Raw genomic sequence first — 26,593 nt, 5'->3', positions numbered from 1 at the left:
AGAAAATACGATTATGGCAAAAGAAATTAAATTTAATATGGAGGCTCGCGATGAGCTGAAAAAAGGCGTTGATGCTTTGGCTAACGCAGTAAAAGTAACATTAGGTCCTAAAGGTCGTAATGTGATTATCGAGAAAAAATTTGGTGCTCCTCACATTACAAAGGACGGTGTTACTGTAGCAAAAGAAATAGAACTGGAAGATGCATTCCAGAATATGGGTGCGCAATTGGTAAAAGAGGTTGCTTCCAAAACAGGTGATGATGCCGGTGACGGAACAACGACTGCTACTGTTCTTGCTCAGTCTATCGTTAACGTAGGGCTTAAGAATGTAACTGCTGGCGCTAACCCCATGGATTTGAAACGTGGTATAGATAAAGCTGTTGCGAAGGTGGTAGAAGGTCTTAAAGCACAAGCCGAAGAAGTTGGTGATGACTTTGAAAAGATTGAATCTGTTGCCCGTATTTCTGCCAATAATGATAGTGAGATAGGTCAACTTATTGCAGAAGCAATGAAAAAGGTGAAAAAAGAAGGCGTGATTACGGTTGAAGAAGCAAAAGGAACCGATACAACTGTCGATATTGTAGAAGGTATGCAGTTTGACCGTGGGTATATCTCTCCTTATTTCGTAACCAACACAGAAAAGATGGAGTGTGATATGGATAGCCCTTATATCCTTATCTATGATAAAAAAATATCCGCTCTTAAAGATATGCTCCCTATTCTTGAAGCTACCGCACAAAGCGGACGTCCTTTGTTAATCATTGCAGAAGATGTAGATAGCGAGGCTTTGGCTACTTTGGTTGTTAACCGTTTACGTGGTTCTTTGAAAGTATGTGCTGTCAAAGCTCCTGGATTTGGAGACCGTCGTAAAGAAATGCTGGAAGATATTGCCGTTCTTACCGGAGGTGTAGTAATTTCAGAAGAAAAAGGTTTGAAACTGGAATCTACAACTATCGATATGTTGGGACGTGCAGAAAAAGTATCGGTGGATAAAGAAAATACAACAATAGTTAATGGTTCGGGAAGCAAAGATGCTATCGCTGCCCGTGTTGCCCAGATCAAGAACCAGATCGAAACCACTACTTCCGATTATGATCGTGAAAAATTACAGGAACGCCTGGCTAAGTTGGCTGGTGGTGTTGCTGTGCTTTATATCGGTGCTGCATCAGAAGTAGAGATGAAAGAGAAAAAAGATCGTGTAGACGATGCTTTGAGCGCAACTCGTGCTGCCATTGCAGAAGGTATCGTACCGGGTGGTGGTGTCGCTTATATACGTTGTATCCCTGCGCTGGATAAATTGGAAGGTGAAACAGACGATGAAACGACAGGTATAGAGATTATCAAACGTGCTATAGAAGAGCCTTTGCGTCAGATCGCTGCTAATGCCGGTGTTGAAGGAGCTGTTATTCTGCAACGTGTGAAAGACGGTAAAGGTGACTTCGGTTATAATGCCCGTACCAACACATATGAGAATTTCTTTGCAGCGGGTGTGATAGATCCTACTAAAGTAACACGTGTAGCTCTTGAAAATGCAGCTTCTATTGCAGGTATGTTCTTAACTACCGAATGTGTGATTGCAGATAAGAAAGAAGAAAATCCTGCACCTGCCATGCCTGCCGGCGGAATGGGTGGAATGGGAGGCATGATGTAATTTCGTCCTTCCCGGGAAATAAGATAATAAATTAATAAAGGCGTTACTTTTCAGGTAACGCCTTTATTGTATTGTATTTTTCGGAAAGAAACAATGATGGATATTCCCTTTAGATTCTTAATGAAATGAGCGTATAAATGATTTTTCATATCACCACTAAAAAATCAAAAGCTACTATATAGGTGCTTAAATATTAGGGTATATAGTAAACGGTGATATCTCCTGAATATGTTACCGCGGCTATGGTGGTAACAATATACGCCAAGCAGGAATCAAAACTGCTTGAAAAACATTTTTCAATCTCTATCTATTTGAGAACATATTTTTTCAATATCCATAATAATCTACGACAGATTTTTCAGAGTATCATTATTTAAAAATATCGGTTAATAAAGGATGTACATCTTAATTTTTCTCAAGAAAGTCTTAAATGAATAGTTTTACACTCAATTTAAATGACTCCCGGAATGTCCCGGGTTTCCATATAAAAACAGGATTTAAGTGTTATACTTAAATCCTGTTAGTTTTTTATTTACACAATTTTGTATATAGCTTCCCTATAAGATTAGTTTTATTTGTCAGGATCGGGGCCTACTTCTATCAGTGCTTCTGCTTCGGTTGTTGTAGCATATTTTACAAAATTGTCTTTATATTTTTTTGCAAGGGATTTTGCTTTCTTTTCCCATTCAGACTTATCATTATAAGTATCCCTGGGATCTAATATTTTGCTGTCTACGCCGGGTAATTCGGTAGGAATAGTTAAGTGGAGAATAGGTATTTCCTTTGTGGGAGCCTTTTCTATATCGCCTGATAAGATCGCATCTATGATGGCTCTGGTTTCTTTTATGGAAATGCGCTTACATGTACCATTCCATCCGGTATTTACTAAATATGCTTTACATTTGTGATCTTTCATTTTTCTGGCAAGTACAGCGGCATATAACATCGGATGTACTGTTAAGAATGCTTCTCCGAAAGCGGGAGAGAATGAAGGGACAGGTTCTGTTATTCCTCGTTCCGTCCCGGCCAGTTTAGAAGTATAACCGCTTATAAAATGATATTGAGCCCTTTTTTCATCCAATATGGAAACAGGAGGTAATACGCCATAAGCATCGGCCGATAAGTAAATGATCCTGGAGGCATGTCCTGCTCTTGACGGGGTGACTATATTATCAATATGATATATAGGATAGCTGACACGTGTATTTTCGGTTAAGGATGCGTCTGTAAAATCAATGCTCCCGTCATTTTTTACTACTACGTTTTCAAGTAATGCATTTCTTCGGATAGCATTCCATATTTCAGGCTCATTTTCTTGGCTTAGATTGATGACTTTAGCGTAACACCCGCCTTCAAAATTGAAAACGCCGTTTTCATCCCAACCGTGTTCGTCGTCTCCGATAAGTAAACGTTTAGGATCGGTAGACAAGGTTGTTTTCCCTGTACCGGAAAGACCGAAAAATAATGCGACATCACCGTTTAATCCTACGTTTGCCGAGCAGTGCATGGATGCTATACCTTTAAGAGGCAAATAATAGTTCATCATACTGAACATACCTTTTTTCATTTCGCCTCCATACCAGGTTCCGCCTATGATTTGCATTCGTTTCGTAAGATTAAATGCGACAAATATTTCAGAATGGAGATTTTGTTCTTTCCATTTAGGATTAGTCGTTTTAGAACCGTTCAAGACAACGAAATCAGGTTCTCCGAAATTTTTTAATTCTTCATCGGTAGGACGAATAAACATGTTTTTTACGAAATGTGCCTGCCAGGCAACTTCCATAATAAAACGCACTTTGAGTCGTGTATTTTCATTCGCTCCGCAAAATGCATCTACGACGTATAATTTATCTTTACCTGATAATTCTTTAATGACCAGTTGTTCAAGGTCGTCCCATACTTCCGGAGTCATGGGTTGATTTATTTGACCATCCCACCATATAGTACTTTCTGTTGTTTTATCTTTAACGATATATTTGTCTTTAGGAGAACGACCGGTAAATTTACCTGTTTCAACAGCAACACAACCGGTATTCGTTACAACACCTTTTTCATATCCTTGTAAACCGGGTGCGGTTTCTGCATCGAAAAGTTCATCATAGGAAGGATTATATATAATCTCTTTTACTCCCGTTATACCATATTTGCCTAAATCTAAATTTGCCATATTATTTTTGTTTTATTTATAGGTTATCATTCAATACCAGATAAACATACGGCAATTGTTTTTTGTTTGGTTCCGGACAGAATAAAAACGTCCGGAAAATTAAATTAATTCCGGACGTTATGATTAATTCTTCGGTCTATATTATTTTTTATTTTCTTTTTGCGCTTCTTGTATCATATATTCTTTTACTTCTTTAAAAAGATTCGAAGCAAATACGAAGTCATTGAGGGACTCATTATGGGTGGTAAATATCTTTTTACTGTTACCTACCCAATCTTTATGACCTTTATTGATATATACAATATTTTCTCCAATACCGATTACGGAATTCATATCATGAGTATTGATAATTGTCGTGATATTATATTCTTTTGTAATGTCACTTACGAGCTCATCAATAAGTATGGATGTCTTAGGATCCAGTCCGGAGTTAGGTTCGTCACAGAAAAGATATTTGGGATTTAACGCTATGGCGCGTGCTATGGCTACACGCTTTTGCATACCACCACTTATTTCAGAAGGGAATAATTTGTTTACGCCTTTCAGATTAACTCTTTCGAGACAAAATTCGGCACGTTTTATCTGTTCTGCCGTACTTTTACGTGTAAACATTTTAAGAGGGAACATGACATTTCCCAATACTGTTTCGGAGTCGAATAAAGCAGAACCTTGGAATAACATACCTATTTCGGAACGGAGCTCTTTGACTTGGGAACTGTTCATTTTCAAAAAATCCCTTCCGTCATATAAAATCTCTCCCGAATCAGGACGTAACAAACCTACGATCGATTTCATCAGAACCGTTTTTCCGGAACCGCTTTGGCCTATGATAAGGTTGGTTTTTCCTTCGTAGAATGTAGCCGTGATATTGTGAAGAATGGTCTTTCCTTCAAAGGATTTAACCAGATTTTTAACTTCTATCATTGTAATAGTAATTTTGTAAGTAAAACGTCCAGTAACAGAATCATTACGCTACTTACTACGACAGCATCGGTACTGGCTTTTCCCACTTCCAACGCTCCTCCTTTAACCCTATATCCGTAATATGAGGAAACACTGCTTATGACGAATGCAAAGAATAATGTTTTTATGATGGAATACCAGATATAATATTCATTGAAGAACGATTGTAACCCGTATACATACCTGGATACGGGAAACATATCGGTAAATTGAGCGACAAGAAAACCTCCTATTATTCCTGTGAACATGCTGAGAACAACCAGTACCGGAATAAAAGAAACCATGGCGACAATCTTAGGAAGTATAAGGAAATTTGCGGAGTTGATACCCATAATTTCCAAGGCATCAATTTGTTCTGTTACTTGCATAGTACCTATTTCGGAAGCAATATTGGAACCTACTTTTCCGGCTAGAATAAGGCAAAGGATAGATGATGAAAATTCAAGTAAAATTACATCGCGGGTTGCTAATCCTACAGCGTATGCAGGAATAAGAGGAGACATAATATTAAGCTGCATCTGTATAGCAATTACAGCCCCGATGAAGATGGAAATAGTAATGACAATAGGTATGGAGTCAATTCCCAGTTTGTAAATTTCGGAGAGGTATCTTCTGAAAAATTCACGCCAGCGATCCGGCACAGTAAAGACTTTCGTCATTAATGACAAATAATCCCCGAATTTATGTAATGCGTCTGTTACGATCATTTTTTTATGTTTATATTGACCAAGTCGTGCAAAAGTAACAAAAAAAGAACAATTAATATGCAAAATAGTATGGAATAGACCTGTCGTTGTCTTATTTTAGTCAAAGTATCTCCCGCATAATCTATTTTTATTTATCTTTGCAAGGATTGCCGTTTATTGTAATTAAATCAGGAAATGAAAAAGATGGAACAGATCGAGACCGTAACCGAAGACGTTATAGAAGATAGAGTTTTTATATCGGAACCGGAAGAAGAGAAGATGATTTTAAGAACCGAAGATCTTGTAAAAAAGTATCGTCAGCGCACGGTTGTCAATCATGTTTCAATTGATGTCACTCAGGGAGAAATCGTAGGATTGTTAGGACCGAACGGAGCTGGAAAAACGACTACATTTTATATGACAACGGGACTTATAACCCCGAATGAAGGACGTATTTTTCTGAACGATTTGGATATTACGCAATTTCCGGTGTATAAACGTGCGCAAAATGGCATCGGATATCTGGCACAGGAACCTTCCGTTTTCCGCAAATTATCTGTTGAGGATAATATTCGTGCTGTCCTTGAAATGACTAAAACGACTAAAGAATATCAGAAAGAAAAACTGGAGAGTCTGATTGCCGAATTCAGATTGGATAAAGTCCGTAAAAATCTGGGGGACCAGTTATCAGGAGGAGAACGCCGACGTACTGAAATTGCGCGGTGTCTGGCTATAAACCCTAAATTCATTATGTTGGACGAGCCTTTCGCTGGGGTGGATCCAATTGCTGTAGAGGATATTCAATATATAGTGTATAAGCTCAAAGAAAAAAATATAGGTATTCTTATTACCGATCATAATGCACCGGAAACATTAAGTATTACCGATCGTGCTTATTTGCTTTTTGAAGGTAAAATCTTATTTCAGGGTAGTTCCGAAGAGTTAGCCGGAAATCCTATTGTCCGGGAAAAATATCTGGGCCGTAATTTTATATTTCACCGGAAAAAATTTGATTAATGTAATTGACTGTTTCTTTTTAACAATTTATGGAATATTACAATTAAAACAATTGTAACAGTAACGCTTGTCCAGCCTGCCCATATAGAATTTCCTGCTTGTGTACCCAATTGATCCCAATATGATTCTCCTGCTTTTCCACCGTTAAGATACGAAAAAATAACAGCTGTACTATTATTAAGTGCATGAGCGAAAACAGGGACCCATAAATTCCCGGTCCATATTAATAAATATCCCAAAAATAAACCTAATATAAACCGGGGAATAAAACCGAAGAACTGAAAATGTATTGCGCTAAATATAAATGCTGTGATCCATATTGCCAAGTGTTTGCTATTCAATGATTCTCCGATTAATTGCTGAAGCATTCCACGGAATACGAACTCTTCTCCTATTCCGGTCAATATCCCTACTAAACATATTGTCAGCAATAACGCTCCCAAGGAATGTACATCTAATATTTGGTCTGTAATTGCAGTAGCTGCGTTCTCACTGTTACGCATCCAAGTTTCTATATTTTGCATAGATTCCGGGAATGTAACGGATTGGTTCCATTCAATAACCATGTTCATAAACGGAGTAGCAACTACCATAATTAATGTCGTCATTATGATAGATGATAATGCCGGAACGCTATTGATATGTAAAAAACTAAAAGGAGTCGGACTGAACATAGCCGAGGCAAAAAGAACAGGAAGGATGAAAATTACTATATTTTGAATAATAGCAGTTATTCTTATCAATTCGATAGACGATATCTGTAAAATTCCGGTTATTCCCAATAAAACTGCTGCGACTATAAAAGAAGCTAATAAAATAAATAAGTAAATGAGTATTTTTAATATGGGAGAAGAGTGATAAAAATTTTTCATGCAAATAATTTTTATGAAACATTTATTCTGTCCGGAAAAACAGATAATTAGTTATAAGAATCAAAATGGTTTTTTCTTTATATTTTAATTCTTACGATACAAAGATATGATTATTTTGATAATTTAATTCTGATTTCTGTGAAACAGTAAAGAAAATGTCATTTGAATGAATATTGTAAATTCTATACAAAAAGTTAGGAAAAATGAACCTAAAATCAACAAACACGACAAGAAATGAATAATATTTCTGTTATTTTGTTATCTTTGTGTTCAAAAAAACGGAAAATATGTCACTGGAAACTAATCATAGCATACATGCTGTTTTATTGATGCATTGCCCTGACCAGCCGGGAATTATTGCTGTCGTTACCGATTTTATTAATGTAAACGGAGGTAATATTGTTTATTTAGATCAGCACGTCGACAGAGCAAATGGTATTTTTTTCATGCGGGTAGAATGGGATTTGACTCGTTTTAATATTCCTCAGGAAAAAATAGAAGATTATTTTAATACTTTATATGCGCAGAAATACGATATGTATTTCAGATTATATTTTTCTGATTATAGGCCGAAAATGGCTATATTTGTTTCTAAAATGTCTCATTGCTTGTATGATATATTGGCCCGGTATACAGCAGGTGAGTGGAATGTGGAAATTCCTGTTATTATTAGTAATCACCCGAATCTTGAATCTGTAGCCCGTCGTTTTGGAATTCCTTATGAAATCTTTTCTATTACAAAAGACACAAAAGCAGAACAAGAAGCAAAAGAATTATGTTTACTAAAAAAATATGGTATTGATTTCATTGTTTTGGCTAGATATATGCAAGTAGTATCTCCCGACTTTATCCGGCATTACCCGAATAAAATAATTAATATACATCATTCTTTTTTGCCTGCATTTATAGGAGCAAAGCCTTATCATGCAGCTTTTGAAAGAGGTGTGAAGCTAATAGGGGCTACCAGCCACTATGTAACAACGGATTTAGATGCTGGTCCTATTATAGAACAGGATATTGTGCGGATATCACATAAAGATACAGTGGAAAACCTTATACATAAAGGACAAGACCTTGAAAAGATCGTTTTGTCAAGAGCTGTAGAAAAACATATTGAAAGAAAAGTATTGACATACAAAAATAAAACCGTTGTATTTAATTGATTAATAAGATGAAAAAAGGTATATTTATATTATTGATAGCGGGAGTATTTGCAGCATGCTCAGGTAATAAAAAATCAGAAAAAGATATTATCGAATCCGATTCTGTTCAGGTTATTTCTACAGCAAATGAAGAATCACGGGGGTACATAGTGCAGGTCGGTGATACTGCCCCGGATTTTTCAATGGTACTCTCAACGACAGGAGATACGGTAAAATTATCCCAACTGAGAGGGAAGCTGGTTATGCTACAGTTTACGGCCAGCTGGTGTGGAGTTTGCAGGGAAGAAATGCCTCACATTGAAACTGAAATATGGCAAAAGCATAAAGATAATCCAAATTTCGCTTTACTGGGAATCGACCGGGACGAACCGGCAGAAACCGTTCTTAAATTTATAAAAACTACAGGAGTTACTTATCCTATAGGACTGGATCCGAATGCAGATATTTTCGGATTATATGCCGATAAAGATGCAGGAATAACACGCAATGTTATTATAGATAAGGATGGGAAAATCATAATGCTTACACGGCTTTATGATCCGCAGGAGTTTGCTCAAATGACAGAACTCATAAATGAGATATTAAAATAATTATATATGAGAGTTGTTCTTATTAAATATAATGCCGGAAATATATACTCTGTAGAATGCTCTTTGAAGCGAGCAGGAATAGAACCTGTTGTGACAGATGACAAAGAAATCATTAAATCTGCTGATAAAGTTATATTTCCGGGAGTAGGAGAGGCCGCATCTACAATGAGGTATTTGAAAGAACATCGGCTCGACGAATTAATCAGGGATCTTAAACAACCCGTATTGGGTATTTGCATAGGAATGCAGTTGATGTGTAAACATTCGGAAGAAGGAAATGTAGATTGTCTGGGTATTTTTGATGTACCGGTGAGAAAGTTTATTTCAGACAATCCGGAACAAAAGATTCCTCATATGGGATGGAATACCATATCAGATATTAACGAGCAAATGTTCCCTCAGTGTATAAATAACCAATTCGTTTATTATGTACATAGTTACTATGTTCCTGTGTGCAAATATACGGCAGGAGTGACGGAATATATCCATCCGTTCAGTGCTGCGTTGAAAAAAGATAATTTCTATGCGGCTCAGTTTCATATAGAAAAAAGCGGAAGAACCGGAGAGGATATTATGAAATATTTTTTATCGTTATAATCGTTATGATAGAGTTGATACCGGCAGTTGATATTATCGAAGGTAAATGCGTACGTCTGTCGCAAGGTGATTATTCCAGACAGACGACTTACAACGAAAATCCGTTGGAGGTAGCAAAGGCTTTTGAAGCTCACGGAATAAAAAGGTTACATTTGGTCGATCTGGATGGAGCAAAATCCGATCATATAGTTAATTATGCCGTACTGGAAAAAATAGCAGGGCATACTTCATTGATTGTTGATTTCGGTGGAGGTTTAAAATCGGATTCGGATGTTCGGATCGCTTTTGAATCTGGTGCTCAGATGATAACAGGAGGAAGCATAGCTGTTAAATCGCCAGAGGTATTTACTAGTTGGATTGATAAATACGGAGTTGAGCGTATAATATTAGGGGCTGATGTAAAAGATAGGAAAGTTTCTGTCAGTGGTTGGAAAGAAGATACCGGAATCGAATTAATACCATACGTTGATGAATATCGTAAAAAGGGTATAAACAAGGTTATAACTACAGATATAGGACGAGACGGAATGCTTAAGGGGCCGGCTCTCTCGTTGTATAACGAAATGATTGAAAAAGTTCCTGATATTTATTTAATCGCCAGTGGAGGAATATCTTCCATTCAGGATATAAAAACTTTGGAAGAAAATGGCATTCCGGCTGTTATCTTTGGAAAAGCTTTATACGAAGGTCATATAAAACTGAAAGATTTGGAATATATTATAATGGACCGATATGTTAGCTAAGCGAATTATCCCTTGTTTGGACATAAAAGACGGTAAAGCTGTAAAAGGCGTCAATTTTGTTAATTTCAGAGAGGCCGGCGATCCTGTTATTCTGGGACAAGCCTATAGTGAGCAAGGTGCTGATGAGTTGGTCTATCTGGATATAACGGCATCGCATGAAGGTCGTAAAACATTCGTAGAACTTGTTAAAAAGATAGCTGCTCATATTAATATACCTTTTACTGTCGGTGGCGGTATTCATGAATTGTCAGATGTAGACAGACTGCTTCGTGCTGGTGCCGATAAAGTATCTGTAAATTCTTCTGCATTGAAAAATCCCGGATTAATCGAAGAAATTGCAAAAAATTTCGGTTCTCAGGTTTGTGTTGTCGCAATAGATGCTAACTTTGAAGACGGAATATGGAAATGTTACATGAATGGCGGAAGAATTCCTGTAGACAAAGAGTTGTATTTGTGGGCTTATGAAGCTCAGGAAAGAGGTGCAGGAGAGGTCTTATTCACTAGTATGACTCATGATGGGGTAAAGACCGGATATGCGCTGGACGCATTAAACATATTGCACGAAAAGTTATCCATACCGGTAATTGCATCGGGGGGGGCAGGAAAAGCCGAACATTTTAAAGATGCATTTCTGATTGGAAAAGCAGATGCGGCACTGGCTGCCGGTATATTTCATTTTGGAGAAATGAATATTTCCGAATTGAAAAGGTATTTACAAAAAGAACATATTGCGGTAAGAATATAAAATTAAAGATTCATGGAGTTAGATTATAATAAGATGGGAGGTCTCGTCCCCGCTATTATCCAAGATAGTGTCACCGGAAAAGTGTTGATGCTGGGTTTTATGAATGAAGAAGCTTTGGCAACGACTCAAGAAACAGGAAAAGTAACTTTTTTCAGCCGTACAAAAAAACGGTTGTGGACGAAAGGAGAACGAAGCGGTAATTTCCTATTAGTAGAATCAATCAAATCCGATTGTGACAGAGATACGTTACTTATTAAAGTTAAACCTACCGGACCTGTATGCCATACAGGAAGTGACACTTGCTTTGAAGAAAAGAATGAAGCAGATATCATGTTTCTGAAATATCTTCAGGATTTTATAACAAAACGCTATGAAGAAATGCCGGAAGGTTCTTATACTACATCATTATTCAATAAAGGGATTAACCGAATGGCACAAAAAGTGGGAGAAGAAGCTGTAGAGACTGTTATTGAAGCTACAAACGGCACTGGGGACAGACTGATTTACGAAGCTTCAGATTTAATATATCATCTTATCGTTTTACTTACTTCCAAGGGCTACGGAATAGAAGATCTTGCGCGTGAACTCAGAAAAAGACATAAATAACCGTTATATGGAAAAACAATTACTTATTCATTATGAGAATGCTATTATATGCCGGAAGGAATTAGTAGTTCTCAAAAATGTGAATTTTGACTTGTACACGGGTGAATTTGTTTATTTTATTGGCCGGGTTGGTAGCGGAAAAAGCAGTTTGCTTAAAACGATGTATGCCGATATACCTTTATTGGAGGGTGAAGCTCAGGTACTGGATTATGACATCAAAAATATAAAACAAAAAGAAATTCCGTTTTTACGTCGTAAGATAGGTATTGTGTTTCAGGATTTCCAGTTGTTGACCGACAGATCGGCATATGAAAATCTTGCATTCGTGCTACGGGCGACAGGCTGGAAAGACAAGCTACAGATGGACGACCGTATAAAACAGGTGCTGGAACAGGTTGGTATGCAAAAGAAGTCTTATAAGATGCCACATGAATTATCAGGAGGAGAACAACAGCGTATAGTAATCGCCCGAGCATTGCTCAATTCCCCTCAAATAATTCTGGCTGACGAACCGACCGGTAATCTTGACCCTCAAACAGGACGACAAATCGTGTCGCTTCTTCACAAAATATGTGAAACGGGTACGGCGGTTATTATGACTACCCATAATCTGCATATGGTTGAAGAGTTTCCGGGACGTACATTCAAATGCGAGGATAAACATTTAATAGAATTAGATAATATTTAACGGTAAATCTATTATTTGATATCCGACAAAAAATGGTATTTTTGCAAATACATTTTATTGGAATAAAGGTTTAAATTATAATTTATAGCAAATGAAAGTTTTAAAGTTTGGTGGAACGTCCGTTGGATCTGCCCGGCGGATAAAAGATGTAGCCAAATTGATTTGTGACGGTACTCCTAAAATTGTAGTTTTGTCTGCAATGTCCGGCACGACCAATACTCTTGTAGAGATCTCGGATTATCTTTACAAGAAAAATTCCGATGGTGCAAACGAAACTATTAATAATCTGGAGAAAAAATATATGCAGGTTATTGACGAATTGTATGCAACAGAAGAATATAAACAGAAAACTTTAAAAGATGTACGGGCTCATTTCGATTATATCCGTACTTTTACTAAAGATTTATTCACTCTGTTTGAAGAAAAGGTGGTTTTAGCTCAGGGAGAATTGATTTCTACCGCCATGATGAACTATTATTTGCTGGAAAACGGAGTAAATTCGGTCATGTTACCTGCTTTGGATTATATGAAGACCGATAAAAATTCGGAGCCCGATACCGCATATATAAAGAAAAACCTGCAGGAGCTATTAGATAAAAATAAAAATGCCGATATATATATAACTCAGGGATATATTTGCCGGAATGCTTATAATGAGGTCGATAATCTGCAACGCGGAGGGAGCGATTATTCTGCTTCATTAGTGGGAGCGGCCATACGTGCAGAGGAAATACAAATCTGGACAGATATAGACGGCATGCATAATAATGATCCCCGTTATGTTGAAAACACAGCTCCTGTACGTCAGTTGCATTTTGAAGAAGCTGCTGAACTGGCATATTTTGGTGCTAAAATATTGCATCCTACCTGCATTCTGCCGGCCAAGCTGAATAATATTCCCGTTCGTTTGCTGAATACGATGAAGCCGGAAGCTCCGGGAACTGTTATATTCAACCAGTCTGTTCCACGTAAAATCAAAGCTGTCGCTGCAAAAGACAATATCACGGCAATAAAAATAAAATCGGGCCGTATGTTACTGGCATATGGTTTTTTAAGAAAGGTATTCGAAATATTCGAAAGTTACCAGACCTCTATTGATATGGTAACTACGTCCGAAGTTGGAGTTTCAGTAACGATAGACAATACGAAACATTTACAAGAAATACTCGATGACTTAAGAAAATTCGGTACTGTTACGGTAGACGAGGACATGGTTATTATCTGTGTTGTTGGTGATTTGGAATGGAGTAATGTAGGTTTTGAATCGGAGGCCATGAAAGCGATGAAAGATGTTCCCGTCCGTATGATATCGTATGGCGGCAGTAATTATAACATATCGTTCCTGGTAAGATCCAAGGATAAAAAAATGGCATTACAATCGCTGAGTAAGTATCTTTTTGAAAATAAATAATTAGAAAAGAGCTATTCAACTATCAATTGTATAGCTCTTTTTTATAATGCATATTTTTTATGAAAAATCTTTTTCCGGTTGATAGGCTGAGAGAATTACCGACACCATATTATTATTATGATATGGAGCTTTTGGGACAAACATTATCTGAGATTAATAAACAAATACGTGAATATGGCAATTACCATGTTCATTATGCAGTAAAAGCAAATGCTAATCCACATATATTATCATATATTAATAAATGCGGATTGGGCGCCGACTGCGTAAGCGGAGGAGAGATAGAGGCGGCGTTGAAATCTGGTTTTCCTGCCGATAAAATTGTTTTTGCCGGTGTAGGAAAGGCCGATTGGGAAATAAATTTAGGACTTGAAAAAGATATTTTTTGTTTCAATATAGAGTCTGCAGAAGAACTTTCGGTAATAAACGATTTAGCTGGCGAAAAAAATAAAACAGCCAGAATCGCTATCCGGGTTAATCCGGATATCGATGCCCATACTCACCATTATATCACGACCGGACTGAACGAAAATAAATTCGGGATAGATTTGTCACTTCTTGATAAGATGATCGAATTATCGGAAAGGTTGCCGAATGTGCGTCTGGAAGGACTTCATTTTCATATCGGATCTCAAATACTCAACGCCGAACCTTACATAGAGTTATGTAAAAGAATAAATGATATACAGCAATCTTTATTAAGAAAAAGAATAAAATTGAATTTTATTAATGTTGGGGGAGGACTTGGAATCAATTATGATAATCCGGAACGACAACCTATTCCCGATTTTACACGTTATTTCGGAATTTTCAATAAGTATTTGGAGTTACAAGAGCAGCAATCTCTGCATTTTGAATTAGGAAGATCAATTGTGGGCCAATGTGGAACACTTTTCAGCAAAGTTTTGTATGTGAAAGAAGGAGTAAATAAGTCATTTGTCATATTGGATGCAGGAATGACCGATTTAATAAGACCGGCTCTGTATCAGGCTTACCATAAAATAGAAAATCTAACTTCGAGTTTAAAAGGAAGAATATATGATGTTGTGGGCCCCATCTGTGAATCTTCCGATTGTTTTGGAAAAGATATTGAATTACCGGAAACAAAACGAGGTGATTTGATAGCCATCCGTTCAGCTGGAGCTTATGGGGAGATCATGGCTTCTCGATATAATTGCCGTTCCATTCCTAAATCTTATTTTTCGGACGATTTGTCTGAATAAAAATCTTTGGTTAATTTATGCTAATAAGGTTCGTCTTATTAAACTAAATATTATTTTTGTATCCAAATTAATATTGTAATCATTACAAATTATGAATCAACAGGAAATTCAAGAGAGGTTAATATTTCATAACATAAGGCCCTCGGTACAACGCATGGCAATTATGGGGTATCTGATGTCTCATTCCACGCATCCGACCGTTGATATGATTTATAATGATTTATATCCTGATATGCCTACTTTGTCGAAAACAACCGTGTATAATACGCTTAATCTTTTAACTCAGCGAAAAGCGGCTAAAATGCTGACAATTGACGAAAAAAATACCCGGTATGACGGAGATATCACAGAACATGCACATTTCAGATGTAGGAATTGCGGTTGTATAAAAGATATAAAATTGGGTGAAATAGAAAAAATGTTTCAGATACAGGGATTACAGGTCGATGAAATGGAAGTATATTGTAAAGGATATTGTGACGATTGCCGTAAACTATTAGACAAACACAAAGTATAACCTATTTAAAGATTTATGATTATGAAAAAGTTTATTTGTACAGTATGTGGATATGTACACGAAGGTGATGAAGCTCCAGAATTTTGTCCTCAATGTAAACAACCACGTTCTAAATTTAAAGAAGTAGAAGAAAATGCTACTTTGAATTTTGTTGCTGAACATCATATTGGCGATGGCATTGTAGAAGATGCAGAAGTTATGGAAGGCTTGAAAGCTCATTTTATGGGAGAATGTACAGAGGTTGGCATGTATTTGGCTATGAGCCGTCAGGCCGATCGTGAAGGATATCCCGAGATCGCAGAGGCCTATAAACGTTATGCATGGGAAGAAGCAGAACATGCTGCCAAGTTTGCTGAATTGTTGGGCGAAGTAGTATGGAATACCGAGAAGAATCTGAAAGCCCGTATGGAAGCTGAATGTGGAGCATGTGCAGATAAATTGCGTATTGCAAAACGTGCTAAAGAATTGAATTATGATGCAATTCATGATACTGTTCATGAAATGGCAAAAGATGAAGCTCGTCATGGTAAAGCTTTCGAAGGGCTTTATAATCGCTATTTCAAAAAATAATTAAATGACATGATTTTTGAAAACCGCTTCTTTTAAGAAGCGGTTTTTTTGTATACAGGAGTGAAATATGCAAATTTCATATAAAGAAAAAATAATTGTATATTTGTACGCATTTTTTAGATTCCAATAGTTATATATTGAAACATTCATGAAGAATATTCGAAATTTTTGTATCATTGCACATATAGACCACGGCAAAAGTACATTGGCTGACCGTTTACTGGAATATACTAAAACCATCGCGCCGAAGGATTTACAAAATCAGGTTTTGGATAATATGGATCTGGAAAGGGAAAGGGGCATTACTATAAAAAGTCATGCTATCCAGATGGAATATATATATAATAATGAAAAGTATATACTTAATTTGATTGATACTCCGGGGCATGTCGATTTTTCTTATGAAGTATCCCGTTCTATCGCTGCTTGTGAAGGTGCGTTACTTATAGTTGATGCCACGCAAGGAATTCAGGCGCAAACAATTTCGAATCTCTATATGGCTATTGAGAATGATCTGGAAATAATTCCGGTTATCAATAAAGTAGATCTTGAAAGTGCGATGCCCGATGAAGTGGAAGACCAGATAGTAGACCTGCTTGGTTGTAAAAGAGATGATATAATCAGAGCAAGTGGTAAGACTGGTATAGGAATAGAAGATATTCTTAAAGCGATCATTGAGAGGATTGCTCCTCCGGCAGGAGATCCAGATGCTCCGTTGCAATGTCTCATTTTCGATTCGGTATTTAATTCGTTTCGTGGTATAATCGCTTATTTTAAAGTTTGTAATGGCATTATACGAAAAGGTGACCGGGTAAAATTCGTTGCAACAGGTAAAGAATATGTCGCAGATGAAATAGGGGTGTTAAAGCTCGATATGGTTGAGCGTAAAGAATTAAAGACCGGAGATGTGGGATATATCATGTCGGGCATCAAGACTTCTAAAGAAGTTAAAGTCGGAGATACTATTACCCATACAGACCGTCCTTGTGCCCGTGCCATTGAAGGCTTTGAAGAAGTTAAACCAATGGTCTTTGCCGGTGTATATCCGATCGAGAGTGAAGATTTTGAGAATTTGAGAACTTCTTTGGAAAAATTACAGTTAAATGATGCTTCTCTGACATTTCAGCCGGAATCTTCGGTTGCTTTAGGATTTGGTTTCCGATGTGGCTTTTTGGGGCTTTTACATATGGAGATTGTACAAGAACGTCTGGACCGTGAATTCGATATGGATGTTATCACAACAGTTCCCAACGTATCATATAAGGTATATGACAAGAAAGGAAATATGACAGAAGTGCATAACCCTTCCGGATTGCCAGACCCGACCCTGATCGATTATATTGAAGAGCCGTATATAAGAGCATCCATCATAACTGCTGCGGATTATATAGGCCCGATTATGTCTCTTTGTTTAGGCAAAAGGGGAGAGCTTATTAAGCAGGAATATATTTCCGGGAATAGAGTGGAGCTTACTTACGATATACCGTTAGGAGAAATCGTTATAGATTTTTATGACAAACTGAAAAGTATTTCGAAAGGGTATGCTTCATTTGACTATCATATACATGATTTCAGAGTTTCGAAACTGGTAAAATTAGATATCTTGCTGAATGGAGAATCAGTAGATGCGCTTTCTACTTTAACCCATGTGGATAATTCGGTAAGCTTTGGACGGCGTATGTGTGAAAAATTAAAAGAATTGATACCTCGACAACAGTTTGATATAGCCATTCAAGCTGCTATAGGTGCGAAAATAATTGCACGGGAAACAGTTAAAGCAGTCCGTAAAGACGTTACAGCAAAATGTTACGGAGGAGACATTAGCCGTAAACGAAAATTATTGGAAAAACAAAAAAAAGGGAAAAAACGCATGAAACAGATCGGTTCTGTAGAAGTGCCTCAAAAAGCATTCCTTGCAGTTTTAAAACTCGATTAACATAAATAATTTTATCCGTAAGAAAAACACAGACCTTTCAATTTTTTGAATGAACAAAAAACCGAAGGGCCTGTTTTTTGTTAGTAATTTAAATTAGGTTATAATTATGGGAAATGACACTTTATTTGCGATACGCAAGTCCATAAAGAATTACACGAGTGGAGGTAATCTTCTTTTTATCACGACTATCTTGGCTCTTGTCGTAGCTAATTCTCCGCTTAGTACTTATTATTTCTCATGGTGGAACCAACCGGTAGCATTGCAAATAGGGCCATTTAACCTCTTTAGCCATGGAGCCCAGTCTATGAGTGTTATGCAATTCATTAATGATGCTCTCATGGCTGTATTCTTTTTTTCAATAGGTCTCGAAATTAAACGTGAAGTACTAGTCGGAGAATTATCTTCCATTCGTCAGGCTTTACTTCCCATATTAGCGGCTATCGGAGGAATGATCATTCCGGTGGGATTGTTTATGATTATAGGCCATGACAGTAATTATTTACATGGAAGTGCTATTCCTATGGCTACAGATATTGCGTTTTCGTTAGGAGTACTTGCTCTGCTTGGAAGCAGAGTTCCCATTGCTCTAAAAATATTCCTGACGACACTGGCCGTTGTCGATGATATCGGAGGTATACTGGTTATAGCCATATTTTATTCCAGTCATATAGAGCTTACTTATTTATTTTATGCGGCCGGGCTGTTTCTGATCATACTTTTTGGAGCATATAAACATGTGAACAGTAAAATGTTTTACATTACTTTTGGCGCTGCTATATGGTTTCTGTTTCTGAATTCAGGCATACATCCTACAATTGCAGGGGTTTTGGTCGCATTCTGCGTACCTGCTAAACCCGTACTGGATACGCCTAAATTTATACAGACTATTCGTAATACGATGAAGAATTTTCCTGTACAGGAAAATGAAGAAGACACCCGGATTTTGTCAAAACAACAAATGAACTGGCTTAAATGTATTGAATCTGCTTCAGATAAAGTGATAAGTCCTTTGCAGGATTTGGAAGATACATTACATCCGGTTGTAAATCATATGATTATTCCGCTATTTGCATTTGCCAATGCAGGGATATCTCTCTCTGGAATAGAATTTTCTTCGGTATTTCAGGGTATTAGCCTGGCAGTATTATTGGGTCTTTTTGCTGGTAAATTTCTTGGTATATTTTCTTTTTCATATTTAGCGGTAAAAACAAAAATAGTGCCTATGCCCGAACGAACGAATTGGAAACAAATAGCCGGTGTTTCTTTTTTAGGAGGTATAGGTTTTACTGTATCGATGTTTATTGCTAATTTATCTTTTCAGAATATGGGAGAGGGTGGACTTACTTTGCTAAATGATGCAAAAGTCGGTATTATATTAGGTTCTCTTGTTTCCGGACTTGTAGGTTATCTGTTGCTAAGGATATTTTTACCTAAAGAAGCTTCAGACCTGGAAATCGAATAAAAATAGTTTTATCTTGTAAACATTATTTGAACTTTATAGAATTCATTTTGTTTTTATATATAAGAAAAAGTTATTTTTTATAATTATTCTTGTAAAATACTGAATATCAAAGCTAAACACCATGCAAAAAAGGTTTATTATTTTATTATTTATCTTTTCGGTAAATATATTTAACATCACAAGTAAAGCAGGAGTAAGGGATACGCTACAAATTGATGAAGTAACAGTTACAGCAACAAAATATAAGGAAGATAAAAATAATACTCCTCTAACCATCTCGGTTATTGACCGTAAAGTGATTGATGAGAGCAGCGAATCGGCATTATTACCTATTTTATCCCAACGAGTACCCGGATTGTTTGTTACCCAGCGGGGAATAACAGGATTCGGAATATCTACCGGATCTGCAGGTATGGTAAATATACGTGGAGTAGGTCAGGGAAATAAAGTTCTTACTCTTTTTGACGGGCAACCTCAATGGGCCGGAGTTTTCGGGCATGCATTACCCGATACATATGTTTCTGGCGAAGTAGAACGAGTTGAAGTAGTAAGAGGCCCGGCTTCTTTATTATATGGTTCGAATGCTATGGGAGGGGTCATCAATATAATAACACGTAATCAGGATAAGGAAGGTGTATCTGCCGAAGCTAATATGATGGCCGGATCTTATGGCACACAAAAATATATGATAAATTCCGGAATAAAACAAGGAAAGTTTAAAGCCTTTATAACCGTTAATCATGACAGGACAGACGGCCACAGAAAAAACTCCCGGTTTCATCTCACGAATGAGTTCTTCAACCTTCAATATGAAATTAATAAATTCTTGAAAACGTCGGCTTATGTTGCATTAACACAATCCAAAGGGTATAATCCCGGAGCAGATTTTAATCCGCTTATCGATAACTGGGCTGATATGAAAAGGGGGACGGCGTCTTTTTCCATGGAGAATACAGGAGCGACAGCAAGCGGTGCGTTAAGAGCCTTTTACAACTGGGGGCATCATAAGATAAATGACGGATATGCCGCCAATGGAGGTAGACCTCAGAGTTACCTGTTTTATTCCGATGATCATAATGCCGGAATATTATTGTATCAGAATTTCAACCTCTGGACCGGAAATGATTTGACAGCAGGAATAGATTACAAAAACTGGGGAGGAAAAGCGTGGAATGACAGCATAAATGGGAATAAGGCTACGTTAGTAAATAAATCGATTGACGAAATTGCCGGATATGTTATTATGCAACAGAAACTATGGGACAAATTATATTTGAATGCAGGTGTCAGATATGAATATAACGATCAGTTTGGAGGAGAATGGATACCACAGGCCGGTATCATATACCACCCTGTAGAAGGAAATACATTAAAAGCATCGTTTTCCAAAGGCTACCGAAGCCCTAATTTGCGCGAGCTCTATATGTTTAAACCTGCTAATCCTGACTTAAATCCTGAATACATGTATAATTATGAAATTTCAGCCGGTCAATTTTTTTTAGATAGAAAACTGTACACAGCTCTTACATTATTCTGGATTGACGGCAAAAATATGATTGAAACAGTAAGAGAGGATGGCAGGCCTCAAAATAGAAATACAGGTTCTTTCGTGAATAAAGGATACGAAATAGAGGCTGCTTATAATATTTCTTCTATGTGGAATGTAGATATGAATTACAGTTATTTGCATTCTAATAAAATATTACAAGCTGCTCCTAAACATAAGTTATTTGCTGCGGTGATTTTCAACTTGAGAGGATTTAGTGCGACTGTGAATGTGCAATCTATTTTCGATATGTATACGGTTGGAGAAAATCCAAGAGAGGTTGATTTTACGTTACTGAATGCTAGATTGGCCTATCAATGGAAGTTAAAGCATAATATTAGAATGACCGTATTTGCCAAAGGAGAAAATCTGACAGGACATATTTATAGTATAAACGAAGGATTTCCCATGCCTGGTGCCATATTTATGGGAGGAGTCAACTTTAAGATATAATTACTCGTATTTAATTGATTTGGCAGGTCTTATCAGAGATACCAAATACGAAGGCCCAACAAGCATCAACAAAGAAATAAATATACAGGCAATATTCAGCAACAAAATATATAAAACATTTAGTTCGATCGGTACTGCAGGTATATAATAGGCTTCAGGATCTAGTTTTACGATTTTAAAGTAAGATTGTATAAAACAGAGAGTGAGGCCTATTATATTTCCCCATATTAATCCTTTCCCTATTAAGAATACAGAGACATAAAGAAATATTTTGCGGATGGAAAAATTATCAGCACCCAAGGCTTTTAATATTCCTATCATATTGGTACGTTCCAGAATGATAATAAGTAAACCGGAAATCATTGTGAAACCTGCTACCAATGACATGAGTATAAGTATTATCCATACATTCATATCCAACAGATCTAACCAACTGAATAATTGAGGATTCATTGCTTTTACCGATTTTACATAATAATGTTCTCCGTAATCATCAGGCTTTATAATAAGATCGGAATACAAATCATAAGCGATATCATCCAGTTTAGAAAAATCTTTTATCCTTATTTCGATACCACTGAACTGGTCTTCTGTCCATTGATTGAGTTGTTGTATTTGCCGTACGTCTCCCAGAATAAATAATTTGTCGTATTCTGTAAAATTAGTCTGATATATCCCGGAAACAACCATTTTACGGGCTCTTACATTATCCTGAATGAAATAACATAATATTTCATCTCCGACTGCAAGCCCCATTTTATCGGCTATTATTTTAGAAACAAGAATTTCTTTTGAAATAACAGAATCCTGACCTATATTCGGTATTTTACCAGATATCAGGTTATTACGAAAAAAAGTCAAGTCGTAATCCTTGTTTATTCCTTTCAAAGCTATGCCGAAGAAATCCGTATCTGTTTTAAGTATACCTGGCTTTGTAGCATAAGGTTCTACATATTCTATTTCATTATATGTATAAAGAACATCTTTTAAACTATCATTATATTGTACCGGACTTGTCTCATATGACAAATTATTATCAAAAGCTGTAATTTGTATATGGGATGAAAAACCTATGACCTTACTCCTTATTTCTTTTTTAAAACCTATAACTATCGCTACAGCGAGAATCATAACGGCAAGACCTATCGCTACTCCGGCTATAGCTATGCGAATAGCCGGAGGAGACACTTTTTTCTTATCTTCTTTGCTGAAATGTATGCGTTTGGCTATGTATAATTCCCAATTCATATAGTTCGGCCCGGGTAGCTTTCCAATGCTTTTCTCAGAACAATCAATGCGTTCGCCAGATCTTCTTTTTTAAGTACATAAGCCAAGCGAACTTCATCTTTACCTAAGCCCGGAGTAGTGTAAAAACCGGATGCAGGTGCCATGAAGATAGTCTGACCTTCGTATTCGAATTCTGACAAACACCATTCGCAGAATTTGTCGGCATCATCTACAGGAAGCCTTGCTACAGTGTAAAAAGCCCCCATGGGTATAGGTGAATAACAACCTGGAATGCGATTCAAACCATCAATAAGGAATTTTCTTCTTTCGACGTATTCGTTATATGTGTCGAGCATATATTTATCCGGAGCATCAATAGATGCTTCGGCAATAAGTTGCCCTATGAGAGGTGGGCTTAAACGAGCTTGGCAAAATTTCATTACATTTTTTTTCAGCTCTTTATGCTTAGTAATGAGAGCCCCTATACGTATCCCGCACTCGCTATACCGTTTTGAAACAGAATCGATCAATACCACTTGTTCTTCGATTCCTTCGAGATGAAAAGCCGAAATGTAAGGGGCTCCTGTATAACAGAATTCTCTGTAAACTTCGTCGGAAAAAAGGAACAAATCATATCTCTTAACTAAATCTCGTATCTGATTCATCTCTTTTTGAGTATACAGATAGCCTGTGGGATTATTAGGGTTACAAATAAGTATTCCTTTTGTACGGGATGTAATTAAAGCTTCGAATTTTTCGATCGAGGGAAGAGCAAAGCCTTCTTCTATGGAAGACGGCAATGTTTTAATCACGGCTCCGGCAGATATGGCAAAAGCCATATAATTGGCGTATGCTGGTTCGGGAACAATTATTTCATCTCCTGGATCCAAACAGGCCATGAAAGAGAATAATACAGCTTCCGATCCTCCTGTGGTGATGATTATATCATCTTCAGTAACATGAATACTGAATTTTTTATAATACTCAACCAGTTTTTTTCTAAGGCTGGATATACCTTCACTGGGACTATATTCAAGAACTTTCCTGTCAATATTACGAATTGCCTCCAGGCCTTTTTCGGGGGTGGGCAGATCTGGTTGTCCTATATTTAGATGATAAACCCTGGTCCCCTTTTCTTTGGCTTTATTTGCCAATGGCACTAATTTCCGGATAGGGGAGGCGGGCATTATTATTCCGCGTTTTGATATTATTGGCATTCTTTTATTCTTGAACTAAATTATCTTACAAAATTATTATAAAAGAGCCGACAATACAAGCATTTTCTTTTATATTATGAAATTAGAATAATACGTCTGAAATATTGAAGGATTATTACTATTTTTGTAACTTAAAAGACATTATCACGATGAACAACATAAAGATCATATTACAGCTTATTTGTACACCGGAAAAAGCGTGGAATAATATAAATGAACGAAACATAGATTATAATTTATTCCTGAACAGATTTTTATATCCCGTAATGGGTATTACATCTGCATCGGTTTTCATCAGATTAGTAACCGACAGCTATACGTTGCAACAGGTTTTGCAGGGTTTTACTATCATATTCGTCAAATATTTTATAGGATTCTTCATAGCAGCTTATTTGATAAATGAATGTGCTTCCAGATTTTACGGAATAGAAAATAATATAAAAAGAGCGCAAAAATATACCGGATATTTGTTATCTATTCCTATGGTAGTTACTATATTCATGAATATATTACCTGGAATCTCGTTTCTGGAGCTAGCTCCTCTTTATGTTATTTATGTAGCCTGGAAAGGAGGTACTTTTATTGGCATAAAAGCTGAAAAAGGCTTCTCCTACATTATATTTTCCATAATAGTATTATTATCACCGATGGTAGTACAGATGGTTTTGTACATGATATTACCGGGATTGAACAAATAAATTATATATGAAATTACCTCAAATAAATATAAAAAATAAGCGAGCCTCGTTCGATTACGAAATTTTAGATACTCTTACAGCCGGTATTGTACTGACAGGAACAGAAATAAAGTCAATACGTTTAGGTAAAGCCGGACTGACGGATACATTTTGTTTCATAAATAATGGAGAGCTTTGGGTTAAAAATATGTATATATCAGAATATTTTTACGGTACATATAATAATCATCAGGCCCGGAGAGACAGAAAATTATTACTTACCAAGAAGGAATTACAAAAAATAGAACGAAATATAAAAGATAATGGATTTTCGATAATTCCGACACGTGTTTTTATCAATGATAAAGGGCTTGCTAAAGTTATTATTGCCGTTGCTAAAGGTAAAAAGATGTATGACAAACGAGAATCCATAAAAGAACGGGAGGATAAACGCCAAATGGATCGTGTCATGAAGCACTGATTATTGAGCTTTTTTGCAAATAATCAGAATCTTTTTGTTATCTATTCTGGTGGTGGCAAAAATATAAATGTCTCCTCCGTCTTTAATATTTAATTTTTTTTTCAATTCGTCGGGACTTAAAAAGAAATTTCGTGTAGATATATTGGCTTTGGGATATTTATGTCTTAGATATTTACATACATGTCCGGTAAAATCGGCCGTTTCAATAACCTCGAATTGCCTTCCCGGAAAATTCTTTACATACGCATTAGACGTATACAGATGACTATTAGGATGTATTTTTTCTATATTATAATCTATAGAAATAGATTTATAGGCTCCAGCTTTCATAATGGAACTGTTTGGTTCATACAAATAAGCTTGTATTTTTTGAGAATATGATAGAGTAGGTAGTCTCCTTTCTGTTTCTGGAGAAAAGTTATATAACACCGTTTCATTTATTCCATTAATATCTGCACACGTTATCTTCGAAAGTCCCTCATTCATTCCATTAATAAAAAATATCAATTCCTTGCATTCATTTTTTACAGATAATACGTGAGTTTCAACAGGGCAATTTAAAGAACGAAGCACCTGAGTAATATCAACCATAGGAGATGCTTTTATTACTATTTTCTTTCCTTTTGTCCGTAAAAGAAACATCATATCCAATATATCGGGTTCACAATCCTGTAATGCATACAGCCGCTTATTTTCCTTGCCTCTACGTGCCGGGTCAATATATATAACATCAAATTGCCCTGATGTATTTTTCAGATAATCGCGGCAATCACTATGAATTACCTGTATATTGTCGACAGATAGTTTTTTGAAATTATACTCTGCAATAGAACAATAATCCTCATTTCTTTCCAAATATGTTACATATCTGGCTTTAAGGGCGAAATAATATGAATCTATACCCAGACCTCCGGTAAGGTCACATACTGTATCTTCTTTCGAAACAAACAGTTGTTTATATCTGGCGGTTAATTCTGATGATGATTGTTCAAAACTCAATGTTCCGGGGAATATTAATTCCGATTCATCCGCCCAAGTAGGCAATTTTGATTTTATTTTTTTCCGAATCTCAATTTGATCGATAGCAAATGATATATCAAAGTCATTGCACTTCCATTTTTTCAAACGGAGCTTTTGAATATCCTCATTCTTATTTTCTTTTATAAATCTAAAAAATGAATTGGAATAGTACATATTTAATATTATCGTATTATCTAAACAAAGATAATTATTCAAAACGAATATCTTTTTTCTGGCCTTAATATTCTTACTTTTTTGCTTTATTTTTTTGTCCTATAATTAATATTATGTTAAGTAGAATGTGAGACTATATAAAAAACACTCTCTCCGTTCATATATCTATGAAAAATAATTTATATCTT

General features: G+C 36.4%; 25 protein-coding genes. 18 read left to right on the top strand and 7 right to left on the bottom strand.

Going from position 1 to position 26,593, the window contains the following annotated elements; translation table 11 throughout:
• The first annotated feature begins 13 nt into the window (after positions 1-13).
• Positions 14-1,651, top strand: a complete 1,638-nt coding sequence (gene groL / locus OCV73_RS04390) for a chaperonin GroEL (protein ID WP_147549434.1) — start codon at positions 14-16, stop codon at positions 1,649-1,651.
• Between the two features lie 571 nt (positions 1,652-2,222).
• On the opposite strand, the gene pckA is transcribed toward groL, so the two are convergent.
• The 3 genes from pckA to OCV73_RS04375 all read right to left on the bottom strand — a co-directional run bounded on the left by pckA (position 2,223) and on the right by OCV73_RS04375 (position 5,491).
• The gene (pckA, locus tag OCV73_RS04385) at positions 2,223-3,821 is read right to left on the bottom strand and encodes a phosphoenolpyruvate carboxykinase (ATP) (protein WP_147549431.1); all 1,599 of its coding nucleotides are present in this window, start codon (positions 3,819-3,821) and stop codon (positions 2,223-2,225) included.
• A 141-nt stretch (positions 3,822-3,962) separates the two neighbouring features.
• Positions 3,963-4,745, bottom strand: a complete 783-nt coding sequence (locus tag OCV73_RS04380; protein WP_147549429.1) for an ABC transporter ATP-binding protein — start codon at positions 4,743-4,745, stop codon at positions 3,963-3,965.
• Entirely contained in the window at positions 4,742-5,491 is a 750-nt protein-coding gene (locus OCV73_RS04375) for an MlaE family ABC transporter permease (protein WP_147549426.1), read from the bottom strand. The genes OCV73_RS04380 and OCV73_RS04375 overlap by 4 nt, the downstream gene beginning before the upstream one ends.
• A 258-nt stretch (positions 5,492-5,749) precedes the next feature.
• Between OCV73_RS04375 and lptB the strand changes: the two genes are divergently transcribed.
• A complete protein-coding gene (gene lptB, locus OCV73_RS04370; protein ID WP_147549679.1) occupies positions 5,750-6,487 on the top strand; it encodes an LPS export ABC transporter ATP-binding protein in 738 nt (245 codons plus the stop codon).
• Here the strand turns inward: lptB and OCV73_RS04365 are convergent.
• Complete coding sequence (locus OCV73_RS04365) at positions 6,484-7,359, bottom strand: CPBP family intramembrane glutamic endopeptidase (RefSeq protein WP_147549422.1); 876 nt, start codon at positions 7,357-7,359, stop codon at positions 6,484-6,486. The genes lptB and OCV73_RS04365 overlap by 4 nt on opposite strands.
• Positions 7,360-7,646: 287 nt before the next feature.
• Between OCV73_RS04365 and purU the strand changes: the two genes are divergently transcribed.
• The 14 genes from purU (at position 7,647) to OCV73_RS04295 (ending at position 21,609) form a co-directional block, all read left to right on the top strand.
• On the top strand, positions 7,647-8,522 hold the full coding sequence (purU, locus tag OCV73_RS04360; RefSeq protein ID WP_147549419.1) for a formyltetrahydrofolate deformylase: 876 nt from the start codon (positions 7,647-7,649) through the stop codon (positions 8,520-8,522).
• 8 nt (positions 8,523-8,530) lie between these two features.
• On the top strand, positions 8,531-9,112 hold the full coding sequence (locus tag OCV73_RS04355) for a TlpA family protein disulfide reductase (RefSeq protein WP_147549417.1): 582 nt from the start codon (positions 8,531-8,533) through the stop codon (positions 9,110-9,112).
• Positions 9,113-9,118: 6 nt separating this feature from the next.
• Positions 9,119-9,709, top strand: coding sequence for an imidazole glycerol phosphate synthase subunit HisH (hisH, locus tag OCV73_RS04350; protein WP_147549414.1), 591 nt, complete (start codon positions 9,119-9,121; stop codon positions 9,707-9,709).
• Between the two features lie 5 nt (positions 9,710-9,714).
• Positions 9,715-10,452 carry a 1-(5-phosphoribosyl)-5-[(5-phosphoribosylamino)methylideneamino]imidazole-4-carboxamide isomerase gene (gene hisA / locus OCV73_RS04345; protein WP_147549411.1) on the top strand — a complete coding sequence of 246 codons (738 nt, stop codon included), beginning with the start codon at positions 9,715-9,717 and terminating at the stop codon, positions 10,450-10,452.
• On the top strand, positions 10,442-11,197 hold the full coding sequence (gene hisF, locus OCV73_RS04340; protein WP_147549409.1) for an imidazole glycerol phosphate synthase subunit HisF: 756 nt from the start codon (positions 10,442-10,444) through the stop codon (positions 11,195-11,197). The genes hisA and hisF overlap by 11 nt, the downstream gene beginning before the upstream one ends.
• 12 nt (positions 11,198-11,209) lie before the next feature.
• Positions 11,210-11,803, top strand: coding sequence for a bifunctional phosphoribosyl-AMP cyclohydrolase/phosphoribosyl-ATP diphosphatase HisIE (gene hisIE, locus OCV73_RS04335; RefSeq protein WP_147549406.1), 594 nt, complete (start codon positions 11,210-11,212; stop codon positions 11,801-11,803).
• A gap of 7 nt (positions 11,804-11,810) precedes the next feature.
• Complete coding sequence (locus OCV73_RS04330) at positions 11,811-12,491, top strand: cell division ATP-binding protein FtsE (RefSeq protein ID WP_147549403.1); 681 nt, start codon at positions 11,811-11,813, stop codon at positions 12,489-12,491.
• Between the two features lie 91 nt (positions 12,492-12,582).
• The gene (locus tag OCV73_RS04325; RefSeq protein ID WP_147549401.1) at positions 12,583-13,902 is read left to right on the top strand and encodes an aspartate kinase; all 1,320 of its coding nucleotides are present in this window, start codon (positions 12,583-12,585) and stop codon (positions 13,900-13,902) included.
• A gap of 59 nt (positions 13,903-13,961) precedes the next feature.
• Complete coding sequence (lysA, locus tag OCV73_RS04320; protein ID WP_147549398.1) at positions 13,962-15,125, top strand: diaminopimelate decarboxylase; 1,164 nt, start codon at positions 13,962-13,964, stop codon at positions 15,123-15,125.
• Between the two features lie 91 nt (positions 15,126-15,216).
• Positions 15,217-15,642 (top strand): Fur family transcriptional regulator, encoded by a 426-nt coding sequence (locus tag OCV73_RS04315; RefSeq protein ID WP_147549395.1) that lies wholly within the window; start codon positions 15,217-15,219, stop codon positions 15,640-15,642.
• 21 nt (positions 15,643-15,663) lie between these two features.
• The gene (locus OCV73_RS04310; protein WP_147549393.1) at positions 15,664-16,212 is read left to right on the top strand and encodes an NADH peroxidase; all 549 of its coding nucleotides are present in this window, start codon (positions 15,664-15,666) and stop codon (positions 16,210-16,212) included.
• Positions 16,213-16,360: 148 nt separating this feature from the next.
• A complete protein-coding gene (gene lepA / locus OCV73_RS04305; RefSeq protein WP_147549390.1) occupies positions 16,361-18,148 on the top strand; it encodes a translation elongation factor 4 in 1,788 nt (595 codons plus the stop codon).
• A gap of 106 nt (positions 18,149-18,254) precedes the next feature.
• A complete protein-coding gene (gene nhaA, locus OCV73_RS04300; protein WP_147549387.1) occupies positions 18,255-19,610 on the top strand; it encodes a Na+/H+ antiporter NhaA in 1,356 nt (451 codons plus the stop codon).
• A 121-nt stretch (positions 19,611-19,731) separates the two neighbouring features.
• A complete protein-coding gene (locus OCV73_RS04295) occupies positions 19,732-21,609 on the top strand; it encodes a TonB-dependent receptor plug domain-containing protein (protein WP_147549385.1) in 1,878 nt (625 codons plus the stop codon).
• On the opposite strand, the gene OCV73_RS04290 is transcribed toward OCV73_RS04295, so the two are convergent.
• Positions 21,610-22,857 carry an ABC transporter permease gene (locus tag OCV73_RS04290; RefSeq protein WP_147549382.1) on the bottom strand — a complete coding sequence of 416 codons (1,248 nt, stop codon included), beginning with the start codon at positions 22,855-22,857 and terminating at the stop codon, positions 21,610-21,612.
• On the bottom strand, positions 22,854-24,053 hold the full coding sequence (locus OCV73_RS04285; RefSeq protein ID WP_147549380.1) for a pyridoxal phosphate-dependent aminotransferase: 1,200 nt from the start codon (positions 24,051-24,053) through the stop codon (positions 22,854-22,856). Before OCV73_RS04285 ends, OCV73_RS04290 begins: the two co-directional genes overlap by 4 nt.
• 149 nt (positions 24,054-24,202) lie before the next feature.
• Between OCV73_RS04285 and OCV73_RS04280 the strand changes: the two genes are divergently transcribed.
• Both OCV73_RS04280 and smpB read left to right on the top strand, forming a co-directional pair.
• Positions 24,203-24,751 carry a hypothetical protein gene (locus tag OCV73_RS04280; RefSeq protein WP_147549377.1) on the top strand — a complete coding sequence of 183 codons (549 nt, stop codon included), beginning with the start codon at positions 24,203-24,205 and terminating at the stop codon, positions 24,749-24,751.
• A gap of 7 nt (positions 24,752-24,758) precedes the next feature.
• A complete protein-coding gene (gene smpB / locus OCV73_RS04275; protein ID WP_147549374.1) occupies positions 24,759-25,211 on the top strand; it encodes an SsrA-binding protein in 453 nt (150 codons plus the stop codon).
• Here smpB and OCV73_RS04270 read toward each other — a convergent pair whose 3' ends face one another.
• Positions 25,212-26,336: a class I SAM-dependent methyltransferase gene (locus OCV73_RS04270; RefSeq protein WP_167551205.1), complete on the bottom strand. Its 1,125-nt coding sequence runs from the start codon at positions 26,334-26,336 to the stop codon at positions 25,212-25,214.
• Positions 26,337-26,593: the final 257 nt, after the last annotated feature.

Origin of the sequence: Barnesiella propionica (assembly GCF_025567045.1) — a bacterium.
Classification (GTDB): domain Bacteria; phylum Bacteroidota; class Bacteroidia; order Bacteroidales; family Barnesiellaceae; genus Barnesiella_B; species Barnesiella_B propionica.
The sequence above is the reverse complement of the archived record's forward strand: the minus strand, read 5'-3'. Positions and strand labels throughout refer to the sequence as shown.